Origin of the sequence: Kitasatospora sp. NPDC051853 (assembly GCF_044452665.1) — a bacterium.
Lineage (GTDB): Bacteria > Actinomycetota > Actinomycetes > Streptomycetales > Streptomycetaceae > Kitasatospora.
The window spans coordinates 698,417-711,224 of sequence record NZ_JBITBY010000003.1; the positions used below are offsets into that span (position 1 = coordinate 698,417).

Here is a 12,808-nt window from a genome sequence, read left to right on the forward strand (position 1 = left end):
GCGGTGACCGCTACGCTGACGGTATGACGAGCGAGGAGCAGCCCAGCCCGACCAGTGCCCCCGAGCCACCGGAGATCCGTCCCGCCGGGACGCCCGGCGAGCGGGCCAGGGCGCTGCTGCGGCTGCGCCCGTACCGGAGGCTGTGGACCACCCAGCTGATCGGCGGGGCCGGTGACCGGCTCGGCCTGCTGGTGCTGGTCGGCCTGGCCTGGGTGGCCGCGCTGATCGGTGGTCAGTTCGGGCACGGGTACCGGGCGGGGGCGCTGGCCGTCGCCGCGGTGCTGGCCTCGCGGCTGCTGGCCACCCTGCTGTTCGGCGCGGCGCTGCTCGGACCGGTGCACGGTCTGGTCGCTTCGAGGCTGGACCGGCGCTGGGTGCTGTTCGGATCGGACGCCTTCCGAGCGGTCCTGATCGGGATCTCGCCCTGGTGGCTCACCTGGTCGTCCGGCTCGGCGCTCTGGCTGCTGCTCGGCACCGCCTTCCTGGCCGGTGCGGCCGAGCGGGTCTGGACGGTGGCCAAGGACGCGGCCGTGCCGGGCCTGCTGCCGGTCGCCGATCCGTACGCCGCCAAGTCCGAGCAGCGGCCCTCGGCCGCCTACCTGGAGACCGTCCGCTCGGTCGACCTGCGCACCGGCTGGGCCGTGGTGCCGCTGGCCGGCGCCCTGCTGGTCGGGCTGACCCTGCTCAACAACGTCTTCGCCGCCCTCGGCTCGGACTGGCTGCGGGTGCACCAGTTCACCACCGCCGGAGTGGGCGCCGCGCTGCTGCTGGCCGCCTCCGCGGTGCTGGTGTACCTCCAGCAGCTGCCGTCCGACGCGGCCGGTGCGCCGCGCTCCCCGCTGCAGGGCCTGCGTGCCCCGACCGACGCCACCCCCGGCCCCGCGCTGAGCAAGGGCCGGACCGGCTCCGCCCCCTACTTCACCTTCGCGGTGGCCGCCGCCTACGCCTCGATGGCGGGCGTGGCCGCGCTCGGCCCGCTCACCTCGGTCGACCACCGGGGCGGGCCGATCGGCTACGGCCTGGTGGTGCTGGCCGCGGGCCTCGCCCCCGCCGTCGGCGTCCGGATCACCCGCCCGCTGCTGCCCTCGCTCTCCCGCCGCCGGCTGCTGGCGCTGGCCCTGATCACCGAGGGCCTGGCGCTGATCCTGGCCGGGCTGGTGCTGGACTTCGTCCTGGTGCTGCTGCTCACCGTGCTGGCCGGACTGGCCGCCGGCGTGGTGATCGGCACCGGCCGCACCCTGCTCGCCCAGGAGGTCGAGGAGGCCCGGCTGCCCAAGGTCACCGAGCACCTGTACGCGGTGCTGCGGGTGGTGGTCGGTGCCGCGCTGGTGCTGATGCCGCTGGCCGCCGCCGGGTACGGCGAGATCTCGCTCGGCGAGGTCCGGCCCGGCAGTTTCACCTTCATCCACGACGGCGCCGCGCTGGCCGTGGGCTCGGCCGGGCTGCTGGTGCTGGTGCTGGCGGCCGTGGTGCTGCTGAAGACCGACGACCAGCGGGGCAGCGTGCCGTTCGGCCGCGAGCTGCTGCGCTCGGTCCGGGGCGCGGACGTGGTTCCGGCCCACCGGGTGAGCGGCACCGGCTACTTCATCGCCCTGGAGGGCGGTGACGGCGCAGGCAAGTCCACCCAGGCGAACGCGCTGGCCGAGTGGATCCGCAGCAAGGGCCACGAGGTCGTGGTCACCCGCGAGCCGGGCGGTTCGCCGATCGGGCAGCGGCTGCGCGCCCTGGTGCTGGACGTCGGCAACACCGGCCTCTCGCACCGGGCCGAGGCGCTGATCTACGCGGCCGACCGGGCCGAGCACGTCGAGAACGTCATCCGCCCCGCGCTGGAGCGCGGCGCGGTGGTGATCACCGACCGGTACATGGACTCCTCGATCGCCTACCAGGGCGCCGGCCGCGACCTGGCCGCCACCGAGGTCGGCCGGATCTCCCGCTGGGCGACCGGTGGGCTGGTGCCCGACCTGACCGTGGTGCTGGACGTCGCCCCCGAGGCGGCGCGCGAGCGCTTCACCGAGGCGCTCGACCGGCTGGAGTCCGAGCCCACCGAGTTCCACGCCCGCGTGCGCGCCGGGTTCCTCGCGCTGGCCGCGGCCGACCCCGCCCGCTACCTGGTGGTGGACGGCAGCCAGCAGCCCGCCTTCGTCACCACCGCGATCCGCCACCGGCTCGACCGCGAACTGCCGCTCTCCGAGAAGGAGAAGGCCGCCCGGATCGAGCAGGAGCGGCTGGCCCGCGAGGAGGCCGCGCGCCGCGCCGCCGAGGAGGCCCGCCTGAAGGCCGAGGCCGAGGAGGCCGAGCGCAAGCGGCTCGAACTGCTGGAGGAGCTCCGCAAGGAGCAGGAGGAGAAGGACCGGCTGGCCCGCGAGGAGGCCGAGCGGCTCGCGGCGGAGGCGGCGGCCAAGGCCGCCGAGGAGGCGCGGCTGAAGGCGGAGGCCGAGGCGGCCCGCCGGGCCGAGGAGGAGGCCGCCCGGGCGGCGGCGGAGGCCGAACGGCGCAAGGCCGAGGAGGCGGAGCGGCAGCGGCTCGCGGCGGAGGCGGCGGCGCAGGCGGAGCTCCAGCGGCAGCGCGAGGAGCAGCGGGCCGAGCAGCGGCGGCGGGCCGAGGAGGCGCTGCAGCGGGCGGAGGCGGCGCGGGTCGCTGCCGCCGCGGCTGCTGCGGCGACGGCTGCTGCTGCGGCAGCGGAGGCCGCGAGCGCGGGTGCGGGTGCGGGTACGGGCGCAGGGTCGGGTTCGGGGTCGGCTGCGAGTGAGGCGACCACGACCATGGAGCTGGCCCACCCGGGCCGGGACCGGGACCAGGCCACCACCGAGCTCCGGAAGCCGGCCGACGAGACGGCCGTGCTGCCGCGCGTCCCCGCGGACGAGACGGCGGTGCTGCCCCGGGTGGAGGCGGCGGGCGAGACCGCGGTCCTGCCGCGCGTGCCGGCCGACGAGACGGCGGTGCTGCCCACGGTGGAGGCGTCCCGTACGGCCGAGCTGCCCAAGGTGACGGGCGGGCCGGCCAAGCCCGCCGACCGGGTGCCGTCCGGCCTGTGGCGGGACGAGCCGGACGTTCCGGCGGAGGCCGAGGCGGAGTCCACCCGGGAGCTCCCGGTGCTCGGGGAGGAGCCGCGGCCGCGGCCGTCCTGGGCCGAGGAGACCCCGATGGACGACCTGCCCAGCCTGACCGACAGCCTGCTCGGCTCCCGCGAGGAGTGGGCGCGCTGGGAGGAGACCGGCGAGGACGATCCGCGCGACCGCAAGGGCCGCAAGCGCAAGTAGCGGACGGGACCAGCGGGACAGGACGGAGGGGCGGGTGCGGCCGGTGGCCGGGCCCGCCCCTTCCGCCTGCGGGGCGGGTGTCGGCCGCGGGCCCGTGGGTGTCCGCCGTTGCGGTTAGGCTCGGGTGGGACGAGGGAGTGCGGCGTGAGTGTGTGGGACGACCTGGTCGGCCAGGATCGGGTGGTCGAGCAGCTGACGGCGGCGGCCGTGGCGGCGCGGGCGACGGTGGCGGCCGGCCGCGCGGGTGACGCCCCGTCAGGCGGCGCGCCGGTGCCGGGCGGGAACGCCTCGCTGATGACGCACGCCTGGCTGTTCACCGGCCCGCCGGGTGCCGGGCAGACCACCGCCGCGCGGGCCTTCGCGGCCGCGCTCCAGTGCACCAGCCCGGACCTCGAACTCGGCGGTGTCCCCGGCTGCGGCTTCTGCGACGGCTGCCACACGGTGCTCTCCGGCAGCCACGCCGACGTGAAGTACGTCCGCACCGACGGCCTCTCGATCGGTGTCGGTGACATGCGCGACCTGGTGCTGCGCGCCGCCAGCTACCCGACCGGCGGCCGCTGGTCGGTGATCCTGGTGGACGCCGCGCACCGGCTGACCGAGGCGGCGGCCAACGCGTTGCTCAAGGGCGTGGAGGAGCCCTCCCCGCGCACCGTCTGGCTGCTCTGCGCCCCCTCGGTGCAGGACGTGCTCCCCACCATCCGTTCGCGCTGCCGCCTGCTGGTGCTGCGCACCCCGGCCGCCGAGTCGGTGGCCGACATGCTGGTCCGCCGGGACGGGGTCGAGCCGGAGACGGCGCGGCTGGCGGCGCTGGCCGGTCAGGGGGACATCGAGCGCTCCCGCCGCCTGGCCGTGGACGAGCAGGCCCGGACCCGCCGGCTGGACGTGCTGAAGATCCCGCTGGAGGTCGCCGACATCGGCGGCTGCCTGGCCGCCGCCCAGCGCCTGGTGGACACCGCCAAGGCGGACGCGGAGGCACTGGCGGAGAGTCAGGACGCCAAGGAGACGGACGACCTGAAGGCCGCTTACGGGGCGGTCGAGGGCAGCCGCGCGCCGCGCGGGATGGCGGGCGCCGTCAAGGAGCTGGAGAAGCGCCAGAAGAGCCGGGCCACCCGGACCAGGCGCGAGACGCTCGGCGTCGCCCTGCTCGACCTGCTCGGCTTCTACCGGGACGTGCTGGCGCTCCAGCTCGGCTCCACCGGCGCGCTGGCCAACGAGGACCAGCGCCCGGCGCTCGGCCGGGTCGCGGGCGCCGGGAGCGCGGAGAACACGCTGCGCCGGATCGAGGCCGTGCTGGCCTGCCGCCGGGCCCTGGACCGGAACGTCGACCCGCTGCTGGCGGTCGAGGCGATGACGGTCGCGCTCCGGGCGGGCTGAGCGGCACCCCAGGGGCTGAGCAACACCCCGGTGGCCGAGCGGTACCTCGGCGTTCGCGCCGCCGCGGTCGGCTGCCGCCGTACGGCGGTGGGTTGACGAAACATCACCTCCTCCCTTCGAGTGAATCCCGCCCCCGCCCCGGGAGCCGCGCCGCCGCCTTTCGCCGAGCCCGGCACGCTGTGCACCGAGAACCGAGAGGTGGTGCGCCGCATGCCCAGACCGTTCCTCGTCGTGCCGCTGGTGGTGGCCCTGGTCGCCGGGTTCCTGCTGGGCCGGGCCGCGCTGGTCCGCTGGCGCGACCTGAAGGCGGCCCAGACCTACGAACTGACCGCCGAGCAGCGGCCGTTGCTGATCAGGGCCGGTGGCGCGGTACTGTGCGGAATGTGCGTGACCGCGCTCGCCGTCGCCCTCGTGCTGGACGGCAGGGGCGTGGCCCCGGTGCAGGCCGCCGCCGTGGTGGCGCCCGAGCGGCCCGCCGCTCCGCCGGTGCAGCCTTCCCCGTCGGGCGCCGAACTCCCGCCCGTGGTCACGCAGTTCGACCTGATCGGCAGGCCCGCCGGTGGTGAGCTGCTGGAGGGTGCGGTGGCCGGGCCGGACGGCCGCCCCCGGACCGTCCGGGTCTGGCTGCCGGACCGCTACCGGGCCGAGCCGCAGGCCCGCTTCCCGGTCGTCGTGCTGCACGCCGGCACCACCGGCCGTACCGCCGACGCCGAGCTGCCCGACGTCTTCGAGGGCGTCGCCTCCGCCGTGAAGCTGGGCCGCTCCCGCCCGTTCGTGCTGGTCGCCCCCGAGGCCCCGGCCGGCACCGGCCACCCCTGCGAGCTGGTCGCCGCCGCCCCGCAGGCCATCGCCGACGACCGGGCGCTGCGGACGGCGGTCGGCGCGGCCTTCCGCACCCTGCCGCCCGGCCCCGGCGGCTGGGGCGTGCTGGGCGTCGAGGGCGGCGCGGCCTGCGCGGCCGCGGCCGGCCTGGCCCGTCCCGACCTGTACGGCGCGGCCGCCGCCGTCTCCGGCCGGTACGACGGCCCCGCGCTGGCGGTCGCCGCGGCCGAGGCGCCGGAGGGCACGGCGGCGAAGCTGCTGCTGGCCGCCGCCAAGGACGACGCGGAGGGGCTGGGTGCGGCGCGCGGGCTGCAGAAGGCGCTGAAGGAGGGGCAGGGACGGGCCGCCAAGGCCAACGTCCGGCTCTCCGACGTGGTCCGGGACTTCGCGCCGGACCGGGAGCGGCTCCGGCTGGTCCGGGTCGCGGTCCAGTACCTGGCGGAGAACCTGACGCACTGACCGCTCCGGCCCTCTGGCGTCTTCGGCTGGCGTCTTCAGCCGGTGTGCTCGGCCGGTGCGCTCGGCTGGTGTGTTCAGCGCCCCGGCGCGCTCGGGTACAGGGACGAGGCGCGCGGCGGCACCCGTGCGCCGGAGCGCGGGCGTGCCGATCACCGGGCGCTAGGCTCGGGGCGTCCGACCCCTCCTGCCGAGAGAAGACGCACCGATGCGCGCAGTCCGGCCCGTCCGCCTCGTGCCCGCCCTGCTGGCCGCCGCGCTGCTGGTGGGCGGCTGCACCTCGGGCCGGTCCGACAGCCCCGCGTCGTCCACGCCGCCCTCCTCGGACGCCGCCGCCTCGGGTGCCTCGGCCACCCGCAGCGCCGCCGCCACCCCGCTCCAGCCGCTGCCCGACGGGACCCCGGCCGGGCTCGCCCCGTACTACGCCCAGAAGCTCTCCTGGCAGCCCTGCGACGGCGAGTTCGAGTGCACCACCTTCAAGGTGCCGCTCGACTACGCCGCCCCGACCGCCGGCGAGCTCACCCTCACCGCCGCCCGCAAGCCCGCCACCACCCGCCCCGGCGGCCGGGCCAAGCTCGGCTCGCTGCTGCTCAACCCGGGCGGCCCCGGCGCCTCGGCCGTCGAGTACGTGGAGGCGGTGGCCAAGGGCTACGACTCCGAGGTCCGCGCCGGGTACGACCTGGTCGGGCTCGACCCGCGCGGCGTCGGCCGCTCCCGGCCGGTGACCTGCCTGAGCGGCCCGCGGATGGACGCCTACACCGCCGTCGACATCACCCCTGACGACCAGTCGGAGATCGACGCCCTGGTGGCCGCCGACAAGGAGTTCGCCGAAGGGTGCAAGCAGAACGCCGGCGGCGTCCTGGGCCACGTCTCCACCGTCGAGTCGGCCCGCGACCTCGACGTGCTGCGGGCCCTGGTCGGCGACGAGCGGATCAGCTACCTCGGCAAGTCCTACGGCACCTTCCTCGGCGCCACCTACGCCGGCCTCTTCCCGTCCAAGGTCGGCCGGATGGTGCTCGACGGCGCGATGGACCCGGCGCTCGACGCCGTGGCCGGCAACCGCACCCAGGCGGCCGGCTTCGAGACCGCCTGGTCCGCCTTCGCCAAGGACTGCGCCAAGCGCGGCGGCGACTGCCCGCTCGGCGACACCGAGCAGAAGGCCGGCGAGCAGCTGCTCGCCCTCTTCAAGCAGCTCGACGCCACCCCGCTGCCCACCGACTCCACCCGGAAGCTGACGGAGGCCCAGGCCACCACCGGCGTGATCCACGCGATGTACGCCGAGTTCCTCTGGCCCCAGCTGCGCACCGCGCTCACCTCCGCCAAGTCCGGGGACGGCACCGGCCTGCTCAAGCTCTCCGACCAGTACTACGAGCGCGAGCCCGACGGCAGCTACCCGAACCTGATGTACGCCAACATGGCCGTCAACTGCCTCGACCTCCCCGCCCCCTTCGCCGGCCCCGCCCAGGCCGCCGCCGCGGTTCCGGACTTCGAGAAGTCCTCCGCCCACTTCGGCCGCGACATGGCCTGGATGGCCCTGGCCTGCGCCTACTGGCCCGTCCCCGCCACCGGCGCCCCGCACACCATCGCCGCCGCCGGCTCCGCCCCCATCGTGGTGGTCGGCACCACCCGCGACCCCGCCACCCCCTACGCCTGGGCCCAGTCCCTCGCCGACCAGCTCGACGCCGGCCGCCTCCTCACCTACGACGGCGACGGCCACACCGCCTACGGCCGCCGCAACACCTGCGTGGACGGCGCGGTCAACCGCTACCTCCTCGGCGGCGACGCCCCGGCCGACGGCACCCGCTGCGCGAAGTAGCTCACACCGGGCGGAAAGTGGCTTCGGCGCCCGGGCGGTCCGTATGTACGATGACCGCCCCTACCCCTGCCCGCCCAAGGAGTGCTCCGTGCTCGGAGTCAACGACCTGGCGACGTACGTGCTCGGCGCCCTGGTCATCGTCCTGCTGCCCGGCCCCAACTCGCTCTACGTCCTCTCCGTCGCCGCCCGCAAGGGCATACGCACCGGCTACCAGGCCGCCGCCGGCGTCTTCATCGGCGACTTCACCCTGATCAGCCTCACCGCCCTCGGCGCCTCCTCCCTCCTGGAGGCCAACCCGGCCGTCTTCGCCGTGGTCAAGTTCGGCGGCGCCGCCTACCTGCTCTGGATCGGCTTCGGCATGCTCCGCGCCGCCCGCCAGCTCTGGCGCGAGCGCCACGCCCTCCCGGCCACCGGAACCGCCGACGAGACCCCGGCCGCCGACTCCGAGCGCCCGTTCCGCCGCGCCCTGGTGATCAGCCTGCTGAACCCGAAGGCGATCCTGTTCCTCTTGTCGTTCTTCACCCAGTTCGTGGACCCGACCTACGGCGCGCCGATCCTCTCCTTCTCCCTCCTCGGCGGCGTCCTCCAGACCTTCAGCGTCCTCTACCTCTCCCTGCTGATCTTCGCGGGCACCACCCTCGCCACCGCCTTCCGCCGCCGCAAGCGCCTCTCGGCCACCCTCACCACCGGTGTGGCCGCCCTCTTCGCCGGCTTCGCGGCCAAGCTGGCCGTCTCCTCGGCCTGACCCCGGCCCGGCCTCCGGGCCTGCCGGAAAGTCGGTACGGAGCACGAGTGCGCAGCGTGTAGACTGGCCCGCGTTGCCGAAGGCGTGTTCACACACCCCACGCAACGGTGCCGCCTTAGCTCAGTTGGCCAGAGCAACGCACTCGTAATGCGTAGGTCGCGGGTTCGAATCCCGCAGGCGGCTCAGTGAAGGCCCAGGTCATCTAGTCCATGACCTGGGCCTTTTGCCGTTCCTTGGTATGTGGGCAGGCGTCGGCGACGCGCTACGAGATCGCTTGCGTGAGTGATGCGTGAGCGCGGGTGTTGATCTTGGGTTAGCCCTTGGCCTTCTTGGCCTTGGACTTCGCCTTCTTCGCGGCCTTCCGCTTCGCCTTCTCCGCTGCGGCTGCAGCCTTGGTGTGAGCCTCGGCTTCGGTCTTCCGCTGGAGGGGGACGAGCTTCGCGGCGGCCTCGGCGGCATCCTTGGCGATCTCGGGCAGGACGCTGGTGTAGATGTCCGAGGTGATCTTGATGGAGGAGTGGCCGAGCATGTCGGACACCACCTTCATGTCGACCCCGCCGGCGAGAGCGAGGGTGGCCGCACCGTGACGGAGGTCATGCAGGCGGATCGGCGGCAGGCCGGAGGCGGTCACGAGTCGCTCGAACATTTCGGTGACCTTGCCGGGGTGGAGCCAGGAACCGTCCTCCTTGGTGAAGACCCGGCCGGTGTCCTTCCAAGCCGGCCCCCAGTCGGCCCGCTCCTTCTGCTGCCGCTCGCGGTGGCGTCGGAGGACGGCCACCGTGTCGTCGTCCAGCGCCACGGTCCGGAAGCTCCCGTCGGTCTTGGGGTCGGACTCCTCGACCTCCCAGCCGTCCTGCACGAGCTGGGCCGTCACGGTCAGCGAGCCGTTGTCGAGGTTGGTCTCGGACCACAGCTGGCCGCACGCCTCGCCCCGGCGAAGCCCGCGGAAGGCGATCACGTGCCACATCGCGTACAGGCGGTCGGCAGCCACGAAGTCGAGGAATGCGCCGGTCTGCTGCGGCGTCCAGACCAGAGCCTTCGGCTTGGCGGCCGGGTCGAGCTTGACGTGGGCGGCCGGGTTGAGGGTGATCAGGCCCTCGGGGATCGCGTCGTTCAGGGCGGTCCGGAGCGTGGCCCGGATGCGCTGGCGGGTGGCCGCGCCGGTCGTACGCCGGAAGGGCGGCATCTCGGCGAGTTCGGCGTGCAGAGCCTTGCGGCGGGCGCGGTTCTCCGCGCCCTTGATCGGCACCGTGGCGAGCTCGGCCTTCAGCGCGTGCCGCAGGGCGTTGTTCTCGAGGATCTCCTCGTTGGCGTCGGCGATGGCCGTGAACATCTCGGCGAGCGTGCTTACCCGTAGCCGGTCGACGCGGATGTGCCCGATGCGGGGCTTGAGGTGGACCCGCACGTCACACTCGTAGCGGGTGATCCCGGACTTGCGGATCTTCTTGCCAGCCAGCCAGGTGTCGAGCCACTCGCCCACGGTGACGCGACTGGACAGATCCTGACCGGCCTTCAGGCGGTTGCGGGTCTCCTCGATGTTGGGCAGCTGGGCCTTCTCGTCGGCGACCTTCACCAGCAGCTCGGCGACCAGGGCCAGGTCGTCGGGATCCTCCTTGCCGAGGGCGAGCAGGCCGCGAACGTGGTCGAGGTCGGCCTGCGCCTCCTTCAATGTCTCGTAGCCGGCGCGGTTGAACGAACGGCGAGTACCGTCCTCGGAGTTGGGCAGCTCCTGGCGTATGGAGTAGGCGCCGTGCTTGCGGCTGCCGAGCTTCGGGCACGCCTTCCCGAGCGGCTTTCCAGTCTCGGCGTCGCGGCAGTACTGAGCTTCCCCCGCTGCGCGGGAGGCGCTGATTACCTGGTCAGGGCGGGTGTGGGTGGTTCGATGGCCACTGGTTCGGCCGTCGCCTGGTCGGCGTAGTACTTAGTCTCGTACTCGTCCGGGCTGAGCCAGCCCAGGCGCTTCTGGATGCGGTGGGTGTTGTACCAGCCGTCGATGTAGGCGAACAGGGCGAGGTCGGCGTCGGTTCGGGTTGCGAAGGTCGTGCGGCGGACGCACTCGGTCTTCAACACGCTCCAGAAGTTCTCCGCGAGGGCGTTGTCGAACGAGTCGCCCACGCTTCCCATGCTGGGCTCGATTCCCGCCTTCAGTAGGCGAGTTGTGAGTTTGATGGACGTGTACTGACAGCCGTGGTCGCTGTGATGGATCAGCTTCCCGGGCTCGATGGGGCGGCCGTGCAAGGCGTACTCCAGGGCGGTGAGGACCAGGTCGGCATCGGCGCGTTCAGAGGTGTGCCAGCCCACGATCCTTCGGGAGAAGGCGTCGCGGATCGAGGCGAGCCACCACGGGCCCTCGCCGGTCGGGATCAGCGAGATGTCGGCCACCCACAATCGGTTCGGTGCGTTCGCGGTGAAGTCGCGCTGGACCAGGTCCGGGGCGGACTCGGCGGCCGGGTCGCGTCGAGTGAAGGAGCGGGGCCGGCGCGGGCTGACGCCCTGCAGGCCAGCTTGGCGCATCAGGCGTTCGACCCGCTTTCGGCCGACGTGGGTGCCCTCGCGCCGCAGGACGGCGTGGATGCGCGGGGAGCCGTAGGTGGCGTCGGAGTCGGCGTGGATGCGGCGGATGTGCTCGGTCAGCTCGGCGTCGTGGCGCCAGCGCTCGCAGGGCTTGTGGACGTTACGGCGCCAGCGGTAGTAGGTGGAGGCGGGGATGTGCAGTTCCCGGAGGACGGGCTCGGCCCCGAAGCGGTCCTGGTGCTCGTCGATGAGCCTCAGTACCGTCGCCGGGTCGGGTCGAGCTCCTGGGCGAAAAAAGCCGAGGCGGCCTTGAGGATCTCGCAGGACCGGCGGAGCTCGGCGTTCTCCTTGCGCAGAGCGGCCAGCTCCTCCTTCTCGACCGTGGTCAGCCGGTCGTCACGCTCGCCCTGGTCCGCCTCGTCCTGGCGGATCCAGTTGCGCAGGGCCTCGTGGTGCACCCCGAGGTCGCGGGCCATCTGACGGATCACCGGCTTCGGGTCGGCAGCGCGGTACGCGGCAACAGCACGCTGCCGCAACTCGGGCGGGTACTTCATCGGTGCAGCCATGGCAGAGGCTCCCTTCTCACGACCCATCAGGTCATGTCCGGTCACCTTCCGCACCTCGGGGGAACCTCAGTACTGAACTTGAATGCGTGATGTCGCTCGGACAGGTGAAGCAGTAGCGTTCGCCTGCCGACGGAGGGACGGTCCCGGTAGTCGTGTGCTGTGAGGTATGCACAGGGCGGCGGTTTGACCGACGCGGAGAGGGCCGCGCGGGAGCGGATCCGGCAGCAGGCCGTAGAACGCTTCGAGGGCGGGGAGAAGAACCGGGAGATCGCGGCCGCGCTGCGGGTAAGCGTGCGTTCGGTGGAGCGCTGGCGCCGACAGTGGCGCGACGGCGGTGCGGCAGGTGTGGCTTCGAAGGGATCACCCGGTCGTCCGAAGCTGTCCGACGCCCAGATCACGCGACTGGAGCGGGAGTTGGAGCGCGGGCCGCTGGCCCACGGCTGGGCGGACCAGCGGTGGACCCTGGCGCGGGTGAAGACGTTGATCGGCCGGCTGTTCCACGTCTCCTACACCGTGGAGGGCACATGGGTCCTGCTCAAGAGGAACGGCTGGTCGTGGCAGCAGCCGGCCCGCCGGGCGATCGAACGCGACGATGCGGCAGTGGAGTTGTGGAAGAAGGACACGTGGCCGCGGGTAAAAGCGCTGCGGCGGCCCGCGGTGCCTGGCTCGTCTTCGAGGACGAAGCCGGGCAGTCGATGAGGCCGCCGCGCGCCAGGACCTGGGGCAGGCTCGGGTGCACCCCCGTCGTGCGGGTGCGCGGGCGGGGAGCCGGCCGGGTCTCCATGGCGGGGCTGAGCTGCTACAAGCCCGGTCAGCGGTCCCGGATGTTTTACAGCTTCCACGTCTACCACGGTCGCAAGGGCGAGAAGAAGGGCCTGACCTGGCAGGACTACCGGGACCTGCTGATCCGCGCGCACATCCAGCTCGGAGGCCCGATCGTGCTCGTATGGGACAACCTCCGTGCCCACCTGATGCCGCCGATGCAGGAGTTCGTCCGGGCGAGCAAGGAGTGGCTGACCGTCTTCCAACTCCCGTCGTACGCACCGGACCTCAACCCGTAGGAGGGCATCTGGTCACTGGTCAAGCGCACCATCGGCAACCTCGCCGCCGCCGACCTCGATCAGCTCGCCCGGGCCATCAGGCGCAGCCTGAAGAAGATCGGGCCTTCCCCCTGATGTGAGGACACCGGACACTGGATCTTGATGGTTCAGGAGAACGGAGTCCCTGTGGGGATGAAGCACTACCCGCCGGAGTT

At 73.4% G+C, this 12,808-nt stretch carries 11 protein-coding genes and 1 tRNA gene; 8 read left to right on the forward strand and 4 right to left on the reverse strand.

Annotated elements, in window-relative coordinates:
• Nucleotides 1–23 precede the first annotated feature (23 nt).
• The 6 genes from tmk (at nucleotide 24) to ACIA8O_RS12240 (ending at nucleotide 8,656) form a co-directional block, all read left to right on the forward strand.
• The gene (gene tmk, locus ACIA8O_RS12215) at nucleotides 24–3,260 is read left to right on the forward strand and encodes a dTMP kinase (RefSeq protein ID WP_396293572.1); all 3,237 of its coding nucleotides are present in this window, start codon (nucleotides 24–26) and stop codon (nucleotides 3,258–3,260) included.
• Between the two features lie 144 nt (nucleotides 3,261–3,404).
• A complete protein-coding gene (locus ACIA8O_RS12220) occupies nucleotides 3,405–4,634 on the forward strand; it encodes a DNA polymerase III subunit delta' (protein ID WP_396293573.1) in 1,230 nt (409 codons plus the stop codon).
• Between the two features lie 210 nt (nucleotides 4,635–4,844).
• Entirely contained in the window at nucleotides 4,845–5,915 is a 1,071-nt protein-coding gene (locus ACIA8O_RS12225; protein ID WP_396293575.1) for a hypothetical protein, read from the forward strand.
• A gap of 205 nt (nucleotides 5,916–6,120) precedes the next feature.
• A complete protein-coding gene (locus tag ACIA8O_RS12230; protein ID WP_396293577.1) occupies nucleotides 6,121–7,728 on the forward strand; it encodes an alpha/beta hydrolase in 1,608 nt (535 codons plus the stop codon).
• 88 nt (nucleotides 7,729–7,816) lie between these two features.
• Nucleotides 7,817–8,473 (forward strand): leucine efflux protein LeuE, encoded by a 657-nt coding sequence (gene leuE / locus ACIA8O_RS12235; RefSeq protein ID WP_396293579.1) that lies wholly within the window; start codon nucleotides 7,817–7,819, stop codon nucleotides 8,471–8,473.
• A 109-nt stretch (nucleotides 8,474–8,582) separates the two neighbouring features.
• Nucleotides 8,583–8,656: transfer RNA gene (locus ACIA8O_RS12240), tRNA-Thr, on the forward strand.
• A 130-nt stretch (nucleotides 8,657–8,786) separates the two neighbouring features.
• Here ACIA8O_RS12240 and ACIA8O_RS12245 read toward each other — a convergent pair.
• From ACIA8O_RS12245 to ACIA8O_RS12255, 3 genes are read right to left on the reverse strand one after another with little or no spacing between them, the layout of a single operon-like run.
• A complete protein-coding gene (locus ACIA8O_RS12245) occupies nucleotides 8,787–10,325 on the reverse strand; it encodes a tyrosine-type recombinase/integrase (RefSeq protein ID WP_396293612.1) in 1,539 nt (512 codons plus the stop codon).
• Nucleotides 10,325–11,311, reverse strand: a complete 987-nt coding sequence (locus ACIA8O_RS12250) for an IS3 family transposase (protein ID WP_396293613.1) — start codon at nucleotides 11,309–11,311, stop codon at nucleotides 10,325–10,327. Before ACIA8O_RS12250 ends, ACIA8O_RS12245 begins: the two co-directional genes overlap by 1 nt.
• Complete coding sequence (locus tag ACIA8O_RS12255) at nucleotides 11,242–11,553, reverse strand: transposase (protein WP_396293581.1); 312 nt, start codon at nucleotides 11,551–11,553, stop codon at nucleotides 11,242–11,244. The genes ACIA8O_RS12250 and ACIA8O_RS12255 overlap by 70 nt, the downstream gene beginning before the upstream one ends.
• A gap of 159 nt (nucleotides 11,554–11,712) precedes the next feature.
• Between ACIA8O_RS12255 and ACIA8O_RS12260 the strand changes: the two genes are divergently transcribed.
• Entirely contained in the window at nucleotides 11,713–12,252 is a 540-nt protein-coding gene (locus ACIA8O_RS12260) for a winged helix-turn-helix domain-containing protein (RefSeq protein WP_396293582.1), read from the forward strand.
• Nucleotides 12,249–12,614 (forward strand): transposase, encoded by a 366-nt coding sequence (locus ACIA8O_RS12265; RefSeq protein WP_396293583.1) that lies wholly within the window; start codon nucleotides 12,249–12,251, stop codon nucleotides 12,612–12,614. The genes ACIA8O_RS12260 and ACIA8O_RS12265 overlap by 4 nt, the downstream gene beginning before the upstream one ends.
• Before the next feature lie 12 nt (nucleotides 12,615–12,626).
• Here ACIA8O_RS12265 and ACIA8O_RS12270 read toward each other — a convergent pair.
• Nucleotides 12,627–12,808, reverse strand: a 182-nt coding sequence (locus tag ACIA8O_RS12270; RefSeq protein ID WP_396293585.1) for a hypothetical protein, incomplete at its 5' end; no start/stop codon positions are given.